Below are 22,605 nucleotides of genomic sequence, written 5' to 3' on the forward strand. Positions count from 1 at the left end.
GACGTTTATACCCTGAATCGCCCAAGGAACAGAAAGTGAATCCGCTCGAACTGAGCAAGGCGGTCGGTGCCTTCACCGACGAAGATCTTCGCAAAGCAGCCGCAGCCTCGCAGGCCGCCCAGCGCCCGACCACTCTGGTGCGCGAGCTGGGGGCCCAGCATCGCTCGCGCCTGCTGAAGCATTTTCTCGCCCTTGGCGAGGAAGATCGCCTGCTCCGCTTCGGCCAGTCGGTGGGCGACCAGGTGATCGAGGCCTATGTCGACAGCATCGACTTCGACCACGACACGGTGTTCGGCGTCTACGACGAGCATATCGAGCTGGTCGGTGTCGGCCACTTCGCCAACCTGCGCGACAACGCCCAGGGCCGCGTGGCCGAGTTCGGCGTATCGGTGTCGCAGAGCGCGCGCGGGCGCGGCATCGGCAGCGCGCTGTTCGAGCGCGCCGCCATCCATGGCCGCAACACGAACGTGCGCACGCTGTACATGCACTGCCTGTCGCGCAACGCCGCGATGATGCACATCGCCAAGAAGGCCGGCATGAAGGTCCAGTACGCCTACGGCGAGGCCGATGCCTACCTGGAGCTGCCGCCGGCGGACACGGTCAGCCGCCTGACCGAGGCGATCGACGAACAGGTCGCGGACCTGGACTACGTGGTGCGCCGCAACCTGCGCGACGCGCGCCGCTTCGGCCAGCGCTTCTGGCGCTCGATCATGCCGCAGAAGAGCACGGCCTGATCGGCATCGACACCCGCCGACAGGGAAACGGCGCGCCGACTGGCGCGCCGTTTTTCGTTTGGGGCCTGCCAGGGGAACGCCGCCGGGCCGGTCGGTCGTCAAGGCGCTCCGCCGCTTGGCTGCCCGGTGGCGTGCCGCTCGGTGTGTCCGCCGCTCGCTCGGCCGCTCGGTCGCTCAGCCGCCGACCACCGGCAGCGCCGTGGTGTCCTTGATCGATTCGAGCGCGAAACTCGAGCGCACATCGATTACCGCCGGATGGGCCAGCAGCTGGTCCTTCATGAAGCGGGCGAAGTGGTCCATGTCCTCGACGTAGACCTTCAGCAGCAGGTCCATCTCGCCCGTCATCGCATGGCAGGCGGCGACCTCCGGCCAGATCGCGATGGCGGCACGGAACAGGTCCAGTGGCGCCTTGCCCTTGGGCGCGCCGCCGTGCTTCTCCAGGCGTACGTTGATGTAGGCCAGCAGCCCCAGCCCGATCTTGCCCGGCTCCAGCAGCGCCGCGTATTGCCGGATCACGCCGATCTCCTCCAGCCGGCGGATGCGCCGCAGGCATGGGCTAGGCGACAGGCTGACGCGCTCCGCGACTTCGAGATTGGTCAACCGCCCGTTGGTCTGCAGGACCTCGAGGATCTTCCGGTCGATCTTGTCCAGCTCCACCTTGCTCACGATATTGTTGCTCCGCAATAAGACAGCCAGCAATTTTTTTGCGCAAATTTAGCAAGACGGGCACAAGGTTGCAATTTTTTGTGAGATGACGTGTCCTCTGGCGCCGAGCCGCCGCCATTCCACGACGGCCGGACGAATGCACGGCTCGGCCGAGCACGCCGCGAGTCGGCCGAGTACGGCCGCCGGCGAACGCCAACGACAAAGCGCGCGGCCTTTCGGACCGCGCGCTTCTTATTGCCCCGTATTGGCCTCACCGCGCTGCGGCGGGACGCCGGGGGAGCGCCGGGGAATTACCGCTCAACCGCCCTCGGTCGACGGCACCGCGGGGTTGTTCGGCTGCGTCGGCGGGGTGCCGGCATTGCCGGCGGTTCCCGGTGCGCCCGGCGCGCCGGGTGCGCCCTTCATGCCGTGGTGGTGGCGGTGCATCCGCTCCATCCGCTGGTGATGGGCCTGGCGCATGCCGGCGCCGATTTCGTCGCGCGTCAGCTTGCCGTCCTTGTTGGCATCGAGGCGGTCGTAATGACTGGCCAGGCGCGGCATGCCAGCCTCGGCCTCCTGCTTGCTCAGCGCGCCGTCGCCATCCTTGTCGGCGGCCTTGAAGCGCGCATCGAAGCGCTCGCGCATCTGCTGGCGGTGCTGCTCGTGCTGGGCCTTGTGGAAGGCGCGCATCTCGTCCCGGTCGATCTTGCCGTCCTTGTTGGCATCGACGCGGGCGAACATCGCATCGGCTTCCGCCTTCGAGATCGCGCCGTCGCGGTCGGTATCGGCCGCGCGCAGCGACATGCCGCCGTGGTGGCCGTGGTGGCGATGATGACGGTGGTGGTGGCCGTCGGCGCGGTGACCCTTTTGCGCCGGCTTGCCTTCTACCGCGGAGGCGGCGGCTTGCGGCACGCCCTGGGTGACGGGGGCCGGTGCCTGCGTCTGCGCGATCGCGCTGCCGCCGATCGCCAGGAACACCGCCGAAGCGGCCAGCAACTGGTGAACAGGGCGCGGCTTGATGGTGTTTCGTGACATGTCTGTTTTCCTTGTTTCGGTCGACTGGTCGGATTGACCATGTACCGATTAGAACGCAGACGATGGCGGGAAGTTGGCCGGATTAATAGGATGTTACGCGGCTCACAGAAACGGCCCCGGGCTGTAAACGGCCGCAATACGGGAGCAATACGCGACCAGCAATACGCGACCAATACGGGGACGGTACGAAAGTGATACAGAACGCCGCAAGCCGGTTCGCATCGCGCCTTCGCCCGTTCAGCCCGTTCAGCCCGTTCAGCCCGTTCAGCCCGTTCAGCCCGTTCAGCCCGTTCAGCCCGTTCAGCCCGTTCAGCCCGTTCAGCCGGTTCAGCCGGTTCAGCCGGTTCAGCCCCGTTCAGCCCCGTTCAGCCCCGTTCAGCCCGTTCAGCCCGGTTCAGCCCTTGGACATCATCGCCCCGTCGTCGCCCTGGTCCATGCCTGGGCTCATGCCCGGATTCATGCCGGGGTTCACTGCGGGGTTCGTGCCGGGATTGCCGCCGGGGCTGTAGCCAGGATTGGCCCCCGGGTTGTAGCCGGGATTGGCGCCGGGATTGAAGCCGGGATTGGCGCCGGGATTGGGCGCCTGCTGCGGCGGAACGTGCGCGGCCACGCCCGGATTCGTCGCCATGCCGGCCGGCGGCTGGGTCGCCGCGGGGGCCGCGGCGGTGGCCGGGGGATTCGCCGCGGGATTCGGCATCGGCGGCGTGGCCGGCGTCGACAGCGGGGCCGCGGCGCCGGACGGCGGGGTCGCCAACGGCGCCGGCGTCGCCCGCGGCAGCGTACCGCGCGCCGCCAGCGGCCGGGCCGGCAAGGCAATCGTCTGGCGCGCGCCGTCGCGCTCGATCACGACCGCGCGGTCGCGGATCTCGACCAGCCGGATCTGCGGCGACAGCGCGGCGCCGGCGCGCAGCGCCCTGGGCGGACCGTTGTCGATCGACACCACCGCCGCGCCGCCGCCCACCGGGTCGGCGATCACGCCAAGCAGCTGCACGTCTCGCACGCCGGCTTGCGGACTGCCGCCGAACAGCGTCGCGATGGCGCCGGTCTCGACCGCCTCGGTCTGCGCCACGCGCGCGGTCTTCGGCACGGGGATCGTGTCCATCGCGCTGAAGGTCAGCACCCATCGCGTCGCCAGCGCGCACAGCGCGACGAACAGCAGCAGCGTGGCGATGCGCGGCAGCCAGGCGGCGCCGGCATCGAAACGGAAAGCGGATGGCAGGGACAGTGGCACGAGGTCGCGTCGGGCGGACCGGGATGGCCGCCGCAGGTTGTCGATGGCGGCAAGCGTAACAGAGCGTCATGGCGATTGTCTTGCAACCCGCATGACGGCGGCGGCCGCGGCCGTCGGGGCCGGCGCGGCAACGAACATGGCAGCCGGCGGGGCGACGACGCAGCAGCCGACGTGGCAGCCGGCGGGGCAACGACGCAGCAGCCGACGTGGCAGCCGGCGGCCGCAACGACGTAGCAGCCGACACGGCAACCAACGTGGCCGCCGACGGGGCGGCGATGTCGGTGCTCGTCCGGTACCGAGGCGTCACAAGCCGCGGGTATACTGGACGACCATCCACCGGTGCGCGACGCGGTCGCCGCGCCGGCTTCGACTCCGTCGACAACCTAGGCCTGAAAACCCGATGCGCAGAAACACTCCGTCCAGCTCCGCCCTCGCCCGACCCAGCCAACCCGCCGGCGCCGCCCGCCTGCGCCGCCGCCGTGCCGGCTTCACGCTGATCGAGATCATGGTGGTGATCGTGATTCTCGGCGTGCTGGCGGCACTGGTCGTGCCCAAGATCATGAGCCGCCCGGACGAAGCGCGCATCGTCGCGGCGCGCCAGGACATCTCGTCGATCATGCAGGCGCTGAAGCTGTACCGCCTCGACAACAGCCGCTACCCGACCACCGAACAGGGCCTGGCGGCGCTGGTCACCCGCCCCACCACCGAGCCGATCCCCAACAACTGGAAGGGCGGCGGCTATCTGGAAAAGCTGCCGCGCGACCCCTGGGGCCAGCCGTACCAGTATCTGAACCCCGGTGTGCGCGGCGAGATCGACGTGTTCAGCTTCGGTGCCGACGGCCAGGCCGGCGGCAACGGCAACGACGCCGATATCGGCAACTGGGACTAAGCGTCCCGCCGCCGGCTGACGCCCGTCTTCATCATGGCCACCGGCGCGCACCGCTCGCATCCATCGCCACCACCGTGCCTAGCGGGGGCATCCCGTGCGCGGGGTGCATCGCGGAAGGGCTCGCGCGGCTTCACGCTGCTCGAACTGCTGGTGGTGATGGTGCTGGCCGGCATCGTGGTGTCGATGGTGGCGATCAACGCCACGCCCAATGAGCGCGGCCGCATCCTCGACGATGGCCAGAAGGTCGCCCGCCTGTTCGAACTCGCGCAGGAAGAGGCGCAGCTGCGCGCCCGGCCGCTGGCCTGGGAAGCCGATCCGCAGGGCTGGCGCTTCCTCGAGGCCACGCCGTCCGGCTGGATGCCGCTGCTCGACGACGTCTTCGCGCCGGGCCAGTGGCGGCTGCCGCTGGACCAGGTCGCGGTGACCGCCGGCGCCGCCGGCCAGGGCGGCGCCCGGCTGGTATTCGGCCGCGAGTGGATCGACGCGCCGCGGCAGCTGGTGCTGGTACGCGGCAATATCCGTGTCGAGGTGACCGGCGACGGCACCGGCCGCTATTTCGCCAGCGCGCAATGACTCCACACCGCCGCGCCCGCCTTCGCGCGGGAACGCCAAGCCGCCGCCCGCGCGGCTTCACGCTGATCGAGGTACTGGTCGCGCTGACCATCCTGGCGGTCGCGCTGACCGCCGCGATGCGCGCGATGGGCTCGATGATCGAGGCCGGCGGCTCGCTGCAGCAGCGCATGCTGGCCGGCTGGAGCGCCGACAACCAGCTGGTCGCGCTGCGCCTGACCAAGACCTGGCCCGAGCCCGGCACGCGCGGCGCGCCCTGCCCGCAGGGCGGCATCGTGCTCTATTGCGAGCAGACCGTCGCGCCGACGCCGAACCCCGCCTTCCGCCGCGTCGAGATCGCGGTCTATCCGTCCGCCGAGGACCGCTCGGTGCGGCTCGCCTGGCTGGTCACCATCGTCCCCAATGAAACGCGCAACCTGCTCTGAAGCGCGGGGCTTCACGCTGATCGAGATGCTGGTCGCCATCACGCTGCTGGCCGTGATGGCGGTGATGGGCTGGCGCGGTCTCGACGCAATGACGCGCGGCCGCGAGCGCCTGGTCGACCATGACCAGCGGCTCGATGCGCTCAAGCTGCTGTACGGCCAGTTCCAGACCGATTGCGAGAACCTGGCCCGTCCCGAGGCGCTGCAGCAAAGCCCGGTCGAACTCGAGGACGGCCGGCTGCTGCTGGTGCGCGACCGCCGCGAGCCGGGGCTGCCCGGCGCCTGGCAGGTGGTGGCCTACCGGGTCGAGAACGGCGCCGTGGTGCGCGCCGCTTCCCCGCCGCTGGACAACCGCCAGGGCGTGCAGGCGGCGCTGATCGCGCTGCGCCAGCCGGGCGGCGGCGGCGAGCTGGTGCGGCCGCTGGTGCCGGACGCGGAAGGGCTGGTCGCGCGCGCCTGGGTCGAGCCCGGCGGCTGGCGCGATACCAGCGGCGAGCTGCGCGCCGCGCTGCGGATCGGCGCGGCCAGCGCGGTGCCGGCCAGCAATGCGCAGATCGGCGTCCCGGCCGGCGCGCTGCGCGGGCTGGAGCTGGTGGTGCTGGCGCGGATGGGCGACGGCGACGCGCCGCGCCGCTTCGACAAGCTGTGCATGACGGGCCAGTGAGCATGAGCGCGCCATGAACGGCAGCCCCCGCCTCCCTTCCCTCCGGCCGCGGGCCGGCCACCAGCGCGGCGCGGCCGTGGTCACCGCGCTGCTGATCGTCACGCTGGCCGTGGTGGTGGTGTCCGGCCTGCTTTGGCGCCAGCAGGTGCAGATCCGCTCGGTCGAGAACCAGCGCCTGGTGGCCCAGGCCGCCTGGATCGAACGTGCCGCGGTGGATTGGGCGCGGCTGATCCTGCGCGACGACCTGCGCCGCTCCAACGTCGACCATCTCGGCGAGCCGTGGGCCGTGCCGATCGCCGAGACGCGGCTGTCGGACTTCCTCGGCTCCGCGCTGCGCACCGACCGCGCCGGCGAGACCTCCTTCCTGTCCGGCCGCATCCTCGACGCGCAGGCCCGCTTCAACCTGCGCAATCTGATCACCACCACCGCGGGCGCCAACGGCGGCATCTCGGTGACCATCGACCCGGCCGGGCTCGCGGCCTATCGGCGCCTGCTGCGCGTGCTGGGCCTGAACCAGGGGCTGGCGGAGGCGACCGCGCGCCATCTGCTCCAGGCCGAGCGGGCCGGCGCCGGCCGCGCCGGGCTGCGGCCGCCCGACAGCCTGGCGGACCTGATGGCCATCCCCGGCTACGAGCCCGACATGCTGCCGGTGCTCGAGCCCTTCGTCGACCTGCTGCCGGACCGCACGCCGGTCAACGCCAACACCGCCGACCCGGAAGTGCTGGCCGCGGTCATCGACAAGCTGCCGCTGGACCGCGCCCGCGAACTGGTGCGCCAGCGCGATCGTGCCTATTTCAACAACGTGGGCGACCTGCAGACGCAGTTGCGCGCGATCGCGCCGCAGGCCGATGCCAGCGTCGGCACCGCGCTGGAAACGCGCTCGCACTACTTCCTGATCTACGGCCTGATCCGCCACGAGCGGGCGATCCGGATGCAGGTCTCGCTGGTGCGGCGCGCGGCGGTCCTGGGCAGCGCCCAGGCGACGCAGGTGGTCTGGACGCGCGACCTCGAGCGGATGCCGGAGTTGCGATGAGGGCGATGATGGCAATGAGCGCGATGAGGGCGGCGACCGGGGCGACGACCGGGGCGGCGACCGGGGCGACGACCGGGGCGACGACCGGGGCGGCGACCGGGCGACGAGCGGGGCGATGAAGGCGACGAAAGCGATGGCACCGATCGACATCCCTTGCCCGGAACGCCCGCGCCGCCGGCACTGCGGCCCGCCGCACCCTGCCGAAACGGTTGACGCGAATCCGCCACAAAGGCAAGGTATGCTGATGCCTTGGCGGAAAGGCATTTACCGGCACCCGGCTGTGGCACGGCGATCGCCGCCGGCACAGCGGGCACCGCCGACACCGGACCGGCCCGTGCCTTCGCACGAAACCGGACCAGCTTGCAGACGCGCCCCCGGGCCGTCGACGATTCCGCCGTCCATCTTTACTGCCGCGCAGCCCCAAGGAAACCTTGAGCACCACCCTGTTCGTCCGCCTGCCGCATCGCCCCCACGATCAACCGCAGCCCTGGCGCTTCGGGGCGCTGCCGTTCGCGCTGGTGCGCGATGCCGCGGCCGCCCAGGGCCGGCGCGAGCGGACCCCGTCCACCGGCCACCTGTTGCGCGAGGGCTACGCGCCGATCGCCGAGCTGCCGCCGGCCGACCGGCTGGTGCTGATCGTCGCCGCCGCCGACGTGCTGGTGACCGCCGCCGCGGTGCCGCCGCTGGCGCCAAACCGGCTCAAGCTCGCGCTGCCGAACCTGGTCGAGGATTCGCTGGCGGCCGATGCGCAGGCCTGCCATATCGCGGTCGGGCCTGAGGCCCCGCAAGCCGGCGCCGATGCCACCAGCGCCGCAGCCGCCGCGCGCGGTCCGCGCCGCCGCCTGCTGATGGTGACCGAACGCGCCTGGCTGCGCGCGGTGCTCGACGCCTTCGCCGAACACCGCCATCGCCGCCGCCATCTGCTGCCCGCGCAGTTCTGCCTGCCGCTGGCTGATAGCGAGTCCGAGGGCGGTGGCACGGCGGCTCCGGCCAACGCATCCGGTCCGGCCGAGCCCTCGGCTGCGCCCGAAGCCGCCTCCCCGTCCGAGCCGCCCGCCACGCTGGCGCTCGAAGCCGCCTCCAGCGCACTGGCCGCCGCCGCGCCCCTGCTCGAAGGGGAAATGGGCACCGGCGGCACCGGCGCCGGCACCGGCCATGCCGCGCCATTCTGGCAACTGACCGTGCGCACCGAACGCTATCAGGGCTACGGCCTGCTGCTCAGCGACGACGCACTGGCCGCCTGGCAGGCGCTGGCGCCGGCCGGCATCTGGTACGGCGACCGCGAGGCGGCGGCGCTGCCGACGCTGACCTCGGTACGCCCGCTCGGCTGGCCGGTCTGGATCGAAGGGGCGCAGGCGAGCCTGCGCGAGCCCTCGCTGGATCTGGCGCAGTTCGACTTCGCGCAGGGCCGCGCCGACCGCTGGAACCTGCGCGCCTGGCGTGCACCGCTGGCGCTGGCCGCCGCGCTGCTGGTCGTCCATCTGGTCGCGCTGAACATCCACTGGCTGATGCTGCGCGGCGAGCAGGCGCGGCTGCAGCAGGCCCAGACCCAACTGCTGCGCAGCGCCTTCCCGCGCATGCCGGTGGTGGTCGACCCGCCGCTGCAGATGCGCCGCCAGGTCGAACAGCTGCGCCTGGCCAGCGGCCGCAGCACGCCCGACGATTTCCTGCCGCTGGCCGACCGTTTCGCCCAGGCCGGCCGCCAGTTGCCGCCCGACGCGCTGCTCGCCCTCGAGTACCGCGGCCGCGCACTGCACGCGACGCTCAAGCCGGGCACCGATACCAATGCGCTGCGCCAGGCCGCGCGCCAGGCGGGACTGTCGATGGAAGAAGACCGCGCGCCGGCCGACACGGGCCGCTCCGGCGGCGGCCCCGCGCCCGCCGGCTCGCGCTGGATCATCAAGCCGGGATCGCTGTCGTGATGCGCGCCATTTGCTCCCTCCCCGCCATGTCCGCCATCCCAGCCATGCCCGGCCTCCGCGCCATGTCCGGCCTTTTTGCCATGGCCGCCCTCCCGGCCATGTCCGCTCACCAGGCAACACCATGAACGACCGCGCGCACGATCGGCCCACGTCCGCCGCCGCCTCGCGGACCCGCTCAACCGCCGGCCTGGCCGCGCGGCTCGGCAAGCTGCGCCCGCGCGTGCCCGCCCGCTGGCGGGAGCGGGCCGAGGCCTTCTGGACCGCCCGCAACCCGCGCGAGCAGACCCTGCTGGCGGTCGGCGGCGCGCTGCTGGCGCTGACGATCGGCTACAGCGTGCTGTGGGAACCGGCCGCCGAAGGCCGCGAGCGGCTGCAGAAGAGCCTGCCGCAACTGCGCGCGGAGCTGGCCGAGATGGAAACGCTGGCGCAAGAGGCGCGCGGCCTGTCGGCAAGCCCCGCGCCGGCGTTGCGCGGCGAGGCGCTGGTGCAGGCGCTGCGCGACGGCCTGTCCCAGCATGGCCTGACCGCCAGCCGGGTCGCGCCGACCGGCGACAACACGGTGCAGGTCCAGCTCGACAAGGTGCCGTTCGGCGCGGTGGCCGCCTGGCTGTCGGACGTGCGGCAGCAGCAGCGGCTGAAGGTCACCGACGCCCGCATTGTCTACGTCGGCGCCACCGCCGTCGTCAACGTCACCGCCACCTTGCAGGGACCCGCCGCCGGGCCCGAACGTCCGGGTGGACGTGGCTGATGGCGCGCCTGGAAGCCCTGCGCCTGCGGCGACGCGAGCCGCGGCCTGCCCGCCGCCGCGGCATGCTGCGCTGGGCGCTGCTGGGCCTGGCCACGGTCGCGGTGACGGTGATCGCCGCGCTGCCGGCGGCCTGGATCGCCGACACCGTCGCCAGCCGGACCGAGGGCCGGGTGCTGCTGGCCGATGCCGCCGGCTCGCTCTGGCGCGGCAGCGCCACGCTGGCGCTGTCGGCCGGCGCCGGCAGCCGCACCGCCACGGTCCTGCCCGGCCGCCTGCAGTGGCAGGTCGCGTTCTGGCCGCTGCTGACCGGCTCGCTGCGGCTGGTCGCGCAGCACACCGAGGCGATGCCCGCCCCGGTCACCGTCACGGTGACGCCGGCCGGCTGGCACGCCCAGTCGGGCTCGATGCGGCTGCCGGCCTCGCTGCTCGAGGGCATCGGCGCGCCGTTCAACACGCTGCGCCCGGACGGCGCGATGCGGCTGGACTGGAGCGCGCTGGAGGGCCGCTTTCGCGGGGACAAGTCCGATGGCGGCCGGCCGGCGGGGATGTACGGCCACCTGACGCTTCGCATCGACCAAGTATCATCGGCCGTCAGCCGTCTGCGGCCGCTCGGCAGCTACCGCGCCGAAATCGACTGGAGCGGCGCCACCGGCATGCTCAGGCTGTCGACCGTGGCCGGCCCGCTGCACCTGGAGGGCGGCGGACCGCTGGGCCGCCAGGCGCGCTTCGAGGGCACCGCCCACGCGGACCCGGACGCCGCCAATCAGTTGGCCTCCCTATTGAGCCTGCTGGGAAGACGTGAGAACAATGTGACCAGGCTGCGCTTCTGACCCGGCGCAAGGCACCGCGCCAAGCACCGGACCGCGCAACCAACCGAGCTTATGACGACAACAGACCGACGCCCCATCCTGCCTACCGCCTGCGCGCGCGCCGTCACGGCGCTGTGCGCCCTGTCGCTGATGGCGCCGGCCCCGCTCTGGGCGCAGGCACCCGGACCGGCGAGCCCCGCCGTGCCGGCGCCGCCCGACGTCACGCCGCGCAACCGCGACCAGGTCGTGCTCAACTTCGTCAACGCGGATCTGGAGGCGGTCGTGCGCGCCGTGGGCCAGGCCACCGGCAAGAACTTCGTGATCGACCCGCGCGTCAAGGGCACCGTCAACCTGGTGACCGAGGCGCCGGTGTCGCGGGCGCAGGCGCTGGAGACGCTGGGCTCGGTGCTGCGGATGCAGGGCTATGCGATGGTCGAGGCCAACGGCTTCACCAAGGTCGTGCCCGAGGCCGACGCCAAGCTGCAGGGCTCGCCCACCGTGGTCGGCGCGGGCGCCAGCCGCGGCGGCCAGGTGGTGACGCAGGTGTTCCGGCTGAACTACGAGTCGGCCAACGCGCTGGTGCCGGTGCTGCGGCCGATGATCGCGCCGAACAACACCATCACGGCCTATCCGGCCAACAACACGCTGGTGATCACCGACTATGCCGACAACCTGCGCCGCATCGCGCGGATCATCGCGGCGATCGATGCGCCCGCGTCGGGCGAGGTCGAGCTGATCCCGCTGAAGTACGCGATCGCGAGCGACGCCGCGGTGGTGCTGCAGCGCCTGCTCGATCCGGGCGCGGCCGGCGGCGCGCCGGGCGGCGCGGCGGGCCCCGCCGTCGATGCCAGCCTGCGCACCTCGGTGGTCGCCGAGCCGCGCAGCAACGCGCTGCTGGTGCGCGCCACCAGCCGGGCCCGGCTGCAGCAGGCGCGCCAGCTGATCGAGAAGCTGGACCAGCCGCACGCGCGCCCCGGCAACATCTGGGTGGTGCCGCTGAAGAACGCCGACGCGGTCAAGCTGGCGCCGACGCTGCGCGCGATCGTCGCCGCCGACGCCAGCTTCAATGTCGCGCAGCAGGGCCAGGGCGGCATCGGCGGCATCGCGGGCGCCGCGGGCGGGGCCGCCGGCATGGCCGGCACGCAGAACATCGCGGCGCCGACCGGGCAGTTCACCGGCGGCACCAGCGGGATGGGCGGCTACGGCCGCACCGGCAGCACCGGCGGCGGCTTCGGCGGCGGCACCGGCGGGACCGGCTCGGCCTTCTCGGCCTCGTTCGCGCCGAACCAGATTCCGACCACCGGCGGCATCATCCAGGCCGATCCGTCGACCAACTCGCTGATCATCACCGCCAGCGAGGCGGTCTACCGCAGCCTGCGCGCGGTGATCGACGACCTCGACGCGCGCCGCGCGCAGGTCTACATCGAATCGATGATCGTCGAGGTGACCTCGACCCAGGCGGCCGAGCTCGGCATCCAGTGGCAAGGCATCCTGAGCTCCTCGGGCGGCAACAACAACTTCTTCGCCGGCACCAATTTCGGCACCGGCGGCAGCAACATCATCAACCTGAGCGGCGCGGTCTACGACATCTCGCAGAACGGCGCGGCGGGGATCGAACGGGCGGCCCAACTGGTGCCCGACATCGGCGGCCTGAACCTGGGCGTGGTCAACCGCGCGCTCGGCCTGGGCGCGCTGCTGCGCGCGCTGGGCAGCCAGGGCAGCGTCAACCTGCTGTCGACGCCGAACCTGATCACGCTGGAGAACGAGGAAGCCAAGATCCTGATCGGCCAGAACATTCCGATCACGACCGGCTCGTACGCGCAGAACAACGCGGTCGGCGGCGGCACGCCGTTCAACACGTTCGACCGCAAGGATGTCGGCATCACGCTGCGGGTCAAGCCGCAGATCACCGACGGTGGGCTGGTCAAGCTGCAGATCTACCAGGAGTCGTCGTCGGTGGTGCCCGGCACGACCAACCTGATCCAGGGTCCGACCACCAATGTGCGTTCGATCGAGACCAATGTGCTGGTCAATGACGGACAGATCATCGTGCTGGGCGGCCTGATCGAGGACAACTACGGCGACGGCGTGCAGAAGGTGCCGGGCCTGGGCGACCTGCCGTGGATCGGCGGGCTGTTCCGCTACGAGAACAAGTCGCGCGCGAAGACCAACCTGCTGGTCTTCCTGCGCCCCTACGTGATGCGCACCTCCGGCGCGACCGACCGCATCACGCAGGACCGCTATGGCTATATCCGCGGCGAGCAGCAGGGCTTCGTCTCGCCGAACATGATGATGCGCGACACGCAGACGCCGGTGCTGCCGCCGGCCGAGGCGCCCACCGCGCCGTTCGTCGACCCGCGCAACAACGGCCCGGTGCCCGGTCCGCTGCCGCTCGAGCAGACGCTGCCGCCGCCGGGCCCGACCTCGCGCGCGCCCAACCAGGGCGAGGGCGCCTGAGCGGCGGACTCGACCACAGAGGCAAACCACGATGGCGACACTGCCCTCCTCCGTTCCCGGCGCAGCTTCCGGCATGGCTTCCGGCGCAACTTCCGGCGCGACTTCGGGCGATATCCTCGGCGATACCCCGGCCGGCACGGTCGGGGGCACGCTTGCCGGTGCCGGTGCCGGTGCCGGTGGCGCTGCAGTTGCCGCTGCCGTTGCCGAAACGCCGCTGTCCTCGCCGATCGCCGCGCGCCTGGTGCCCTACGGCTTCGCGCGCGAGGCAAAGCTGCTGGTCGCGCATCAGCGCGCCGACGGGCTCGAGGTCTGGGTCAGCCGTTCGACCTCGCCGGCGGCGCTGGCCGAGCTGGCGCGCGTGCACGGACCGCTGCATCTGCGCGTGCTTGATCCGCAGGCGCTGGAACACGCGATGTCCGACGCCTACAACCGCCAGGACGGCACCGCCGCGCAGGTGGTCGGCGAAGTCGAGGGCGAGGTCGATCTGTCGCGGCTGATGCAGGACATCCCCGCGGTCGAGGACCTGCTCGAATCGGAAGACGACGCGCCGATCATCCGCATGATCAACGCGCTGCTGACGCAGGCCGCGCGCGAAGGCGCCTCGGATATCCACATCGAGCCGTTCGAATCGGCCTCGGTGGTGCGCTTTCGCGTCGACGGCACGCTGCGCGACGTGGTGCGGCCAAAGAAGGCGCTGCATGGCGCGCTGATCTCGCGCATCAAGATCATGGCGCAGCTCGATATCGCCGAGAAGCGGCTGCCGCAGGATGGCCGCATCACGCTGCGGGTCGGCGGCCGGCCGGTGGACGTGCGGGTGTCGACGCTGCCGACCGGCCATGGCGAGCGCGCGGTGCTGCGTCTGCTGGACAAGGAGGCCGGCCGGCTCGACCTGGCCAAGCTGGGCATGGCGCCCGGCACGCTGACCGCCTTCGACGACCTGATCCGCCAGCCGCACGGCATCGTGCTGGTGACCGGCCCGACGGGCTCGGGCAAGACCACCACGCTGTACGCGGCGCTGTCGCGGCTCGATGCGCGCACCACCAACATCATGACGGTCGAGGACCCGATCGAGTACGACCTCGACGGCATCGGCCAGACCCAGGTCAACGCGCGCATCGACATGACCTTCGCCAAGGCGCTGCGCGCGATCCTGCGGCAGGATCCGGACGTGGTGATGATCGGAGAGATCCGCGACCTGGAGACCGCGCAGATCGCGGTGCAGGCCTCGCTGACCGGCCACCTGGTGCTGGCGACGCTGCACACCAACGACTCCGCCTCGGCCGTGACCCGCCTGGTCGATATGGGGATCGAGCCCTTCCTGCTGTCGTCGTCGCTGCTGGGCGTGCTGGCGCAGCGGCTGGTACGGCGGCTGTGTCCGCACTGCAAGCGCGAGGAAACCATCGCGGTGACGCCCGCCGAGGCGGACACGCTGCTGGCCGAGGGCAAGCCGCTGCAGAAGCTGTGGCACCCGGTCGGCTGCGACAAGTGCGGGCAGTCGGGCTACCAGGGGCGGATGGGCGTCTACGAGCTGCTGGTGGTCGACGACCGCATCCGCACGATGATCCATCGCCAGACGCCCGAATCGGAAATCAAGCAGACCGCCCTCGCCAACGGCATGCACACGATGCGCGGCGATGCGCAGCGCTGGATCGACAGCGGCGCGACCTCGCTGGAAGAGGTGCTGCGCGTGACGCGCGATTGAAGCCGGGATGGAACGCTTGCGATCGCGCCCCGTGCCGGGTTCCGTGCCGTCGACCCCCGTGGCTTCGACCCCCCTGCCTTCGACCTCCGTGCCTTCGACCTCCGTGCCCTCGATCCACGTGCCGTCGAGTTCCGTGCCGGACTCCGCGCCACCGAGCCCCGTGACCTGAGCCATGCCAGCCTATCGCTACGAAGCCGTCGACGCCGCCGGCAAGACCGACCGCGGCGTGATCGAGGCCGACAGCCCGAAGCAGGCCCGCACGCATCTGCGCACCCGCGGGCTGACCCCGCTGACCGTCGACGCGCTCGGCAGCGCGGCGCAGGCCGCGCGTGGCGGCAGCGCGGTGGGCTTCGGCCGCCGGCTGTCGACGCAGGAGCTGGCGCTGTTCACGCGGCAGCTCGCCAGCCTGATCGTCGCCGGCCTGCCGCTGGACGAGGCGCTGGCGGCGCTGGCCGACCAGGCCGAGCGCGCCTATGTGCACGAGCTGCTGGCCGGCGTGCGCGCCGAGGTCATGGGCGGCAGTTCGCTGTCGGTCGCGCTGATGCAGCATCCGCGCGACTTTCCCGATATCTATCGCGCGCTGGTCTCGGCCGGCGAACACTCGGGCCATCTGGGCCTGGTGCTGGAACGGCTGGCCGGCTATATCGAGACCCGCAACACGCTGACCGCCAAGATCCGGCTGGCCTTCACCTATCCGGCCATCGTCACGGTGGTGGCGTTCGCGATCGTGATCTTCCTGCTGTCGTACGTGGTGCCGCAGGTCGTCAGCGTGTTCGCCAACACCAAGCAGAAGCTGCCGATGCTGACGGTGGTGATGCTGGCGCTGTCGGACTTCGTGCGGCAATGGTGGTGGGCCGCGCTGATCGTGCTGGCGCTGGCGGTGATGGCGATCCGCGCGCTGCTGCGCCAGCCGGGCGTGCGGCTCGAATGGCATCGCTGGCTGCTGACCGCGCCGCTGGCCGGCAAGCTGATCCGCGGCTACAACACCGCGCGCTTTGCCAGCACGCTGGCGATCCTGGTGTCGGCCGGCGTGCCGATCCTGCGCAGCCTGCAGGCGGCCGGAGAAACGCTGGGCAACGAGGCGCTGCGCGCCAACGTCGAGGACGCCACCACACGCGTGCGCGAGGGCTCGTCGCTGGCCCGCGCGCTGGCCGCGCAGAACCAGTTCCCGCCGGTGCTGGTGCACCTGATCCGCTCGGGCGAGGCCACCGGCAATCTGCCGACGATGCTGGAGCGCGCCGCGCAGGGCGAGGCGCAGGAGCTGGAACGGCGCACGCTGTTCCTGACCAGCCTGCTCGAACCGCTGCTGATCCTGACGATGGGCGTGGTGGTGCTGCTGATCGTGCTGGCGGTGCTGATGCCGATCATCGAGATCAATCAGCTGGTGCGGTAGCGCGGGGCAACCCCGTCTCCCGATCCACCTGAAGGGAGAGGTCCGCGGGAGAGGTCCGCGGGAGAGGGCCGGGGAGAGGGCAAGCGGCGCTCGCCCCCGAACTGCTTATTCCGCTGCCGCCGTCTTCTTCGCCGTGCGCTTGCGCGGAGCCGGGCTGCGGCGCTTGCGTGCCGGCGGCGCGGCCTCGGCGGCCTGCACCGCTTCGGCGGTTTCCACCGGTTCTTCCGGCTCCGCCATCGCCGGCGCTTCCGCGCCCGGCACCTCCAGCGCTTCGCTCGCCGCGGCCGGTGCCGCAAACACCGTGCTGTCGATCGGCCATGGCGTGTCGCTGAGCTTCACGTCCGGACGGCGCGAGGCGCGGCGGCCGCGCGAGGAGCGCGGCGGCGCGGCGGGTTCGGGATTGCCATGGGCGCCATGGCCAGGCTGCTCGGCCGCGGCGGCGGCTACCGCCGGCTCGTCGAACTGCACCGGCTCGGGCGCAGGCACGGGTTCGCTGACGGCCGGCACCGCTTCTGCCGGTTCCGGTGCCGGTTCCGGTGCCGGTGCCGGAGCCGCGTTGCCGCGTCCGCGCTGACCGCCCCGCCCCTGGCCACCCTGGCCCTGACCGCCTTGACGCTGGCCACCCTGCCCCGCGTGGTCCTGTCTGTCGCCCCGCTGCTCGCTTCCGCGCTGTTCACCACCTGGCTGCTCACTACCGCGCTGCTCAACACCTCGTTGTTCGGTACCGCGCTGCTCGGCACCCCGCTGCTCGCCGCCGCGCTGCTCACCGCCACGCTGCTCACCGCCACGCTGCTCACCGCCACGCTGCTCACCGCCACGCTGTTCGGTACCACGCTGTTCGGTACCACGCTGCTCGCCACCGCGCTGTTCGCCGCGCCGCTTGAGCCGGACCCAGATGGTCTTGTTGTTGCCGCCGTTGCGGGTCTCGACCTCGAACAGGCCGGTCGCGGCGACCAGCTCCGACAGCTTGCCGTAGCCGTAGTTGCGCGAATCGAACTCGGGCGCCTGCTTGGCGATGTGGGTGCCCATGCTGCCGAGCGTGGTCCAGCCTTCCTCGTCGGACACCGCCTGCGCGGCCGACTGCAGCAGCCGCACCAGTCGCGTGTCCTGCCGCAGCTCGCCGCCGCTGCGGCGGCGGGCCGGCGCGCTGGCCTCGTCGGTTTCGTCGCTGCCGACGTCGCCGCGCAGCAGGTCCGAGTAGATGAACTTGTCGCAGGCGGTGACGAAGGGCTTGGGCGTCTTGCGTTCGCCGAAGCCATAGACCGTCAGGCCCTGCTCGCGGATGCGCGAGGCCAGCCGCGTGAAATCGCTGTCGCTGGAGACAATGCAGAAGCCGTCGAAACGGCCGGAGTACAGCAGGTCCATCGCGTCGATGATCATCGCGCTGTCGGTGGCATTCTTGCCCACCGTATAGCGGAACTGCTGGATCGGCTGGATCGAATGCGACAGCAGGCACTCCTTCCAGCCGGCCAGATTGGGCTTGGTCCAGTCGCCATAGATGCGCTTGACGGCGGCCACGCCGTACTTGGCCACTTCGGCCAGCAGGCCTTCGACGATGCCGGGAGCGGCATTGTCGGCGTCGATCAGAACGGCCAGGGTCGCGGTGCCCTGGCGGGGATTGGTATTCATCGGTTGTCCTGGGGGAGCGCTCGCTCCAGCAGTGGGGGGGTTGCACCACCGCGGCCCGGGCGGCATCCCTTGGACGCCGCCCGCTGCCGGGCTTGGATGCAGTGCAGTGTACACGCCAGGGCTTGTCCATTCGGGAAATCGCCGAGCCGGAAGGGGCCCGGGATGCTGCGCCGCAGGGTGCCGTGTCAACGCCGCCGGTGCTACCATGCCGGGCAGAGACACGGTCGCTTCCGCCTTCACAAGAGGCCTGCGCGGCTGCCCACCACTGAAGTGTGTCGGCGATCCCGACAACATGCCCGAAGAGGAGCACATATGAATGCCCCCCTGACCGCCCCGGTCAGCGACGCCATCCGTCGCGCGCTCGCAAACGTTACCCTGGACGACAAATATACGCTCGAACGCGGCCGCATCTACATCAGCGGCACGCAGGCGCTGGTTCGTCTGCCGATGCTGCAGCAGGAACGCGACCGCGCCGCCGGCCTCAATACCGCCGGCTTCATCTCGGGCTATCGCGGCTCGCCGCTCGGCGCGCTGGACCAGGCGCTGTGGAAGGCCAAGTCGCACCTGGCCGGCCACAACATCGTGTTCCAGCCGGGCCTGAACGAGGACCTGGCCGCGACCGCGGTGTGGGGCTCGCAGCAGGTCAACATGTACCCGGGCGCCAAGTACGACGGCGTGTTCGGCATGTGGTACGGCAAGGGCCCGGGCGTGGACCGCACCGGCGACGTCTTCAAGCATGCGAACTCGGCCGGCTCGTCGAAACACGGCGGCGTGCTGGTGCTCGCGGGCGACGACCACTCGGCCAAGTCCTCGACCCTGGCACATCAGTCCGAACACATCTTCAAGGCCTGCGGGCTGCCGGTGCTGTTCCCGGCCAACGTGCAGGAATATCTCGACTACGGGCTGCATGGCTGGGCCATGAGCCGCTACTCGGGCCTGTGGGTGGCGATGAAGTGCGTCACCGACGTGGTCGAATCGTCGGCCTCCGTCGAACTCGATCCGCACCGCGTGCAGATCGCGCTGCCGCAGGACTTCGCGATGCCGCCGGGCGGTCTCAATATCCGCTGGCCCGATCCGCCGCTGGAACAGGAAGCGCGGCTGCTCGACTACAAGTGGTACGCGGCGCTGGCCTATGTGCGCGCCAACCGCATCGACCGCATCGAAATCGATTCGCCGCACGCGCGCTTCGGCATCATGACCGGCGGCAAGGCCTACCTCGATACGCGCCAGGCGCTGACCGACCTGGGCCTGGACAAGGAGACCTGCGAACGCATCGGCATCCGGCTGTACAAGGTCGGCTGCGTCTGGCCGCTGGAAGCGCAGGGCGCGCGCGCCTTCGCCGAGGGCCTGCAGGAAATCCTGGTGGTCGAGGAAAAGCGCCAGATCATGGAGTACGCGCTGAAGGAAGAGCTGTACAACTGGCGCGACGACGTCCGGCCCAAGGTCTACGGCAAGTTCGACGAGAAGGACAATGCCGGCGGCGAATGGTCGATCCCGCAGAGCAACTGGCTGCTGCCGGCGCACTACGAGCTGTCGCCGGCGATCATCGCCAAGGCGATCGCCACGCGCCTGGACAAGTTCGACCTGCCCAGCGACGTGCGCGCCCGCATCGCCGCGCGCATCGCGGTGATCGAGGCCAAGGAGCGCGCGCTGGCCACACCGCGCGTGGCCGCCGAGCGCAAGCCGTGGTTCTGCTCCGGCTGCCCGCACAACACCTCGACCAACGTGCCCGAGGGTTCGCGCGCGCTGGCCGGCATCGGCTGCCACTACATGACGGTCTGGATGGACCGCAGCACCAGCACCTTCAGCCAGATGGGCGGCGAAGGCGTGGCGTGGATCGGGCAGGCGCCGTTCGCCGGCGACAAGCACGTGTTCGCCAACCTCGGCGACGGCACCTACTTCCATTCGGGCCTGCTCGCCATCCGCGCGTCGATCGCGGCCGGCGTCAATATCACCTACAAGATCCTGTACAACGATGCGGTCGCGATGACCGGCGGCCAGCCGGTCGACGGCCAGCTGTCGGTGCAGGACATCGCCTTCCAGGTCGCCGCCGAGGGCGCCAAGCGGATCGACATCGTCACCGACGAGCCCGAGAAATACAGCGGCGCGATCAAGCTGCCGCAGGGCGTCACGGTTCACCATCGCGACGAGCTGGACCGCATCCAGCGCGAACTGCGCGAGGTGCCGGGCTGCACCATCCTGATCTACGACCAGACCTGCGCCACCGAGAAGCGCCGCCGCCGCAAGCGCGGCAGCTTCCCCGATCCGGCGCGCCGCGTCTTCATCAACGACACGGTGTGCGAAGGCTGCGGCGACTGCTCGGTCAAGTCCAACTGCCTGTCGGTCGAGCCGCTGGAAACCGAGCTCGGCACCAAGCGCAAGATCAACCAGTCGTCCTGCAACAAGGACTTCTCCTGCCTGAACGGCTTCTGCCCCAGCTTCGTGACCGCCGAAGGCGCGCAGCTGCGCAAGCCCGAGGCGCACGGCGTGTCGATGGCGAACCTGCCGCCGCTGCCGCAGCCGGCGCTGCCCGCGCTGCAGCGGCCGTACGGCGTGCTGGTGACCGGCGTCGGCGGCACCGGCGTGGTGACCATCGGCGGCCTGCTCGGCATGGCGGCCCACCTGGAGCAGAAGGGTGTCACCGTGCTCGACATGGCGGGCCTGGCGCAGAAGGGCGGCGCGGTGCTGTCGCACGTGCAGATCGCCGCGCGGCCGGAGGATATCCACGCCACGCGCATCGCGATGGGCGAGGCCGACCTGGTGATCGGCTGCGACGCGATCGTGTCGGCCACCGACGAGGTCCTGTCCAAGGCGCAGGCGGGCCGCACGCGCGCGATCGTCAATACCGCGCAAACCCCGACCGCCGAGTTCATCCGCAATCCGAAGTGGCAGTTCCCCGGGCTGTCGGCCGAGCAGGACGTGCGCAACGCGGTCGGCGAGCAATGCGACTTCATCAATGCCAGCGCGCTGGCGGTGGCGCTGCTCGGCGACGCGATCTACACCAACCCGCTGGTGCTCGGCTATGCGTGGCAGAAGGGCTGGGTGCCGCTGTCGCTGGACGCGATGGTGCGAGCGATCGAACTGAACGGCGTGTCGGTCGACAAGAACAAGGCCGCGTTCGAATGGGGCCGCCATATGGCGCATGACCCCGAGCATGTGCTGTCGCTGACCGGCGAGCTCAAGCGCACCGCCGAGGGCGCCGACGTGGTCAAGCTGCCGACCTCGTCGGGGGCGCTGCTGGAGAAGCTGATCGCCCATCGCGCCGAGCACCTGACCGCGTACCAGGACGCCGCCTATGCGCAGACCTATCGCGACGCGGTCAACCGCGTGCGCGCGGCCGAGAGCGCGCTGGTGGGCAGCGGCAAGCCGCTGCCGCTGACCGAGGCGGTAGCGCGCAACCTCGCCAAGCTGATGGCCTACAAGGACGAGTACGAGGTCGCGCGGCTCTATACCGATCCGGTCTTCCTCGACAAGCTGCGCAACCAGTTCGAGGGCGAGCCGGGCCGCGACTACCAGCTGAACTTCTGGCTGGCGCCGCCGATGATCGCCAAGCACGACGAGCAGGGCCGCCTGATCAAGCGCCGCTTCGGCCCGTCTACGATGACGATCTTCAAGCTGCTGGCGAGACTGAAGGGACTGCGCGGCGGTCCGCTGGACGTGTTCGGCAAGACCGAGGAACGCCGCACCGAGCGCGCGCTGATCGGCGAATACCGGGCGCTGCTCGACGAACTGGTGGCGGGACTCAATGCCGCCAACCACGGCACCGCGGTGGCGCTGGCCAATCTGCCGGACGACATCCGCGGCTTCGGCCACGTCAAGGCCAACAACCTGAAGGCGGCGCGCTCGCGCTGGCAGACGCTGCTGGCGCAGTTCAGGAATCCGCAGGCGGGGCAGCAGGCGGCGTGAGTTTGAAAGGCTGATCTCGCCTGCGATGTGCTCCCCTCTCCCGCACAGCGGGAGAGGGGCGCCGATTCTCCGAGTCAGCTTGCCGCCCTACTCCACCTGCGCCAGCTTGTCCTCGCCCTTCTTCACATACATCGAGTTCTTCGGCTGCGCGAACACGCGCCGTACCATCGGCTCGAAGAACGACAGCGGCAGCGTGTCGTAGTCGGTCATGAAGGCCGCCGCGTCGTACTTCGCGCAGAACTCGGCGGTACGCTCGAACAGCTCGGGCTGGCTACGGAATTGCTCGCGCAGGTTGCGGTCCAGACCCAGGTGATGGAAGAAGTAATAGCCCTGGAATACGCCGTGCTTTTCCACCATCCACAAGTTCTCGGCGCTGACGAAGGGCTTCAGGATCGCCGCGGCGATGTCGGGATGGTTGTAGCTGCCCAGCGTGTCGCCGATATCGTGCAGCAGCGCGCAGACCACGTATTCCTCGTCGCGGCCGTCGCGGTGGGCCAGCGTGGCGGTCTGCAGGCTGTGGGTCAGCCGGTCGACCGGAAAGCCGCCGCAGTCGCCGTCGAGCAGCCGCAGATGGGCCAGCACGCGGTCTGGCAGCGCCGCGGCATAGGGCATGAACTCGGCCGAGATCGCGGCCCAGTCCTCGCGGGTGCCCTGTTCCATATGGCTGAAGCGCGCACGCGGCGCGGGGTGGGATTCGCTCATGGTGGTCTCCTGGTGGGGTCGGCGCTGATGCGCTCTGGGGATTGCGGCATTGTGACACCGGTTGATGCCGCTACACTGTCAGGATACCGACAGTCGCCGGCAGGATACTGAAGC

18 protein-coding genes are annotated in these 22,605 nt (G+C 70.8%); 13 read left to right on the forward strand and 5 right to left on the reverse strand.

The genetic code is table 11. The annotated features are described in order from the left end of the window. Positions 1-35: 35 nt before the first annotated feature. Positions 36-734, forward strand: coding sequence for a GNAT family N-acetyltransferase (locus tag K7G19_RS13595; RefSeq protein WP_226107705.1), 699 nt, complete (start codon positions 36-38; stop codon positions 732-734). Between the two features lie 174 nt (positions 735-908). On the opposite strand, the gene K7G19_RS13600 is transcribed toward K7G19_RS13595, so the two are convergent. The 3 genes from K7G19_RS13600 to K7G19_RS13610 form a co-directional block, all read right to left on the reverse strand. Next, a complete protein-coding gene (locus tag K7G19_RS13600; RefSeq protein WP_150082551.1) occupies positions 909-1,400 on the reverse strand; it encodes an Lrp/AsnC family transcriptional regulator in 492 nt (163 codons plus the stop codon). Positions 1,401-1,697: 297 nt separating this feature from the next. Beyond that, positions 1,698-2,414, reverse strand: coding sequence for an EF-hand domain-containing protein (locus tag K7G19_RS13605; RefSeq protein WP_226107707.1), 717 nt, complete (start codon positions 2,412-2,414; stop codon positions 1,698-1,700). Positions 2,415-2,808: 394 nt separating this feature from the next. Further along, entirely contained in the window at positions 2,809-3,645 is an 837-nt protein-coding gene (locus tag K7G19_RS13610) for a general secretion pathway protein (protein WP_226107709.1), read from the reverse strand. A gap of 400 nt (positions 3,646-4,045) precedes the next feature. On the opposite strand from K7G19_RS13610, the gene gspG reads away from it, so the two are divergent. From gspG to gspF, 11 genes are all read left to right on the forward strand, one after another. After that, positions 4,046-4,534 (forward strand): type II secretion system major pseudopilin GspG, encoded by a 489-nt coding sequence (gspG, locus tag K7G19_RS13615; RefSeq protein ID WP_149317569.1) that lies wholly within the window; start codon positions 4,046-4,048, stop codon positions 4,532-4,534. Between the two features lie 33 nt (positions 4,535-4,567). Then, complete coding sequence (locus tag K7G19_RS13620; RefSeq protein WP_226107711.1) at positions 4,568-5,107, forward strand: GspH/FimT family pseudopilin; 540 nt, start codon at positions 4,568-4,570, stop codon at positions 5,105-5,107. Continuing rightward, complete coding sequence (gene gspI, locus K7G19_RS13625; protein WP_149317567.1) at positions 5,104-5,529, forward strand: type II secretion system minor pseudopilin GspI; 426 nt, start codon at positions 5,104-5,106, stop codon at positions 5,527-5,529. The genes K7G19_RS13620 and gspI overlap by 4 nt, the downstream gene beginning before the upstream one ends. Continuing rightward, positions 5,507-6,190, forward strand: a complete 684-nt coding sequence (locus K7G19_RS13630; RefSeq protein WP_226107713.1) for a type II secretion system protein J — start codon at positions 5,507-5,509, stop codon at positions 6,188-6,190. Before gspI ends, K7G19_RS13630 begins: the two co-directional genes overlap by 23 nt. 13 nt (positions 6,191-6,203) lie before the next feature. Beyond that, on the forward strand, positions 6,204-7,223 hold the full coding sequence (gspK, locus tag K7G19_RS13635) for a type II secretion system minor pseudopilin GspK (RefSeq protein ID WP_226107715.1): 1,020 nt from the start codon (positions 6,204-6,206) through the stop codon (positions 7,221-7,223). Positions 7,224-7,654: 431 nt separating this feature from the next. Continuing rightward, on the forward strand, positions 7,655-9,145 hold the full coding sequence (gene gspL / locus K7G19_RS13640) for a type II secretion system protein GspL (RefSeq protein ID WP_226107717.1): 1,491 nt from the start codon (positions 7,655-7,657) through the stop codon (positions 9,143-9,145). A 121-nt stretch (positions 9,146-9,266) separates the two neighbouring features. Then, positions 9,267-9,893 (forward strand): type II secretion system protein M, encoded by a 627-nt coding sequence (locus tag K7G19_RS13645; protein ID WP_226107718.1) that lies wholly within the window; start codon positions 9,267-9,269, stop codon positions 9,891-9,893. Continuing rightward, positions 9,893-10,723 carry a type II secretion system protein N gene (locus K7G19_RS13650; RefSeq protein WP_150081953.1) on the forward strand — a complete coding sequence of 277 codons (831 nt, stop codon included), beginning with the start codon at positions 9,893-9,895 and terminating at the stop codon, positions 10,721-10,723. The genes K7G19_RS13645 and K7G19_RS13650 overlap by 1 nt, the downstream gene beginning before the upstream one ends. A gap of 51 nt (positions 10,724-10,774) precedes the next feature. Next, positions 10,775-13,159, forward strand: coding sequence for a type II secretion system secretin GspD (gene gspD, locus K7G19_RS13655; protein WP_226107719.1), 2,385 nt, complete (start codon positions 10,775-10,777; stop codon positions 13,157-13,159). Between the two features lie 73 nt (positions 13,160-13,232). Next, complete coding sequence (gene gspE, locus K7G19_RS13660) at positions 13,233-14,861, forward strand: type II secretion system ATPase GspE (RefSeq protein WP_226107720.1); 1,629 nt, start codon at positions 13,233-13,235, stop codon at positions 14,859-14,861. 172 nt (positions 14,862-15,033) lie between these two features. Then, a complete protein-coding gene (gene gspF, locus K7G19_RS13665) occupies positions 15,034-16,254 on the forward strand; it encodes a type II secretion system inner membrane protein GspF (RefSeq protein WP_150081958.1) in 1,221 nt (406 codons plus the stop codon). A 105-nt stretch (positions 16,255-16,359) separates the two neighbouring features. Here gspF and K7G19_RS13670 read toward each other — a convergent pair whose 3' ends face one another. Beyond that, entirely contained in the window at positions 16,360-17,883 is a 1,524-nt protein-coding gene (locus tag K7G19_RS13670) for an NYN domain-containing protein (protein ID WP_226107721.1), read from the reverse strand. 312 nt (positions 17,884-18,195) lie between these two features. Between K7G19_RS13670 and K7G19_RS13675 the strand changes: the two genes are divergently transcribed. Continuing rightward, complete coding sequence (locus K7G19_RS13675) at positions 18,196-21,789, forward strand: indolepyruvate ferredoxin oxidoreductase family protein (protein ID WP_150081964.1); 3,594 nt, start codon at positions 18,196-18,198, stop codon at positions 21,787-21,789. Between the two features lie 87 nt (positions 21,790-21,876). On the opposite strand, the gene K7G19_RS13680 is transcribed toward K7G19_RS13675, so the two are convergent. Then, the gene (locus K7G19_RS13680) at positions 21,877-22,491 is read right to left on the reverse strand and encodes an HD domain-containing protein (protein ID WP_226107722.1); all 615 of its coding nucleotides are present in this window, start codon (positions 22,489-22,491) and stop codon (positions 21,877-21,879) included. Positions 22,492-22,605 lie beyond the last annotated feature (114 nt).

The sequence above is a fragment of the Cupriavidus sp. DB3 genome (assembly GCF_020418465.1).
Classification (GTDB): domain Bacteria; phylum Pseudomonadota; class Gammaproteobacteria; order Burkholderiales; family Burkholderiaceae; genus Cupriavidus; species Cupriavidus cauae.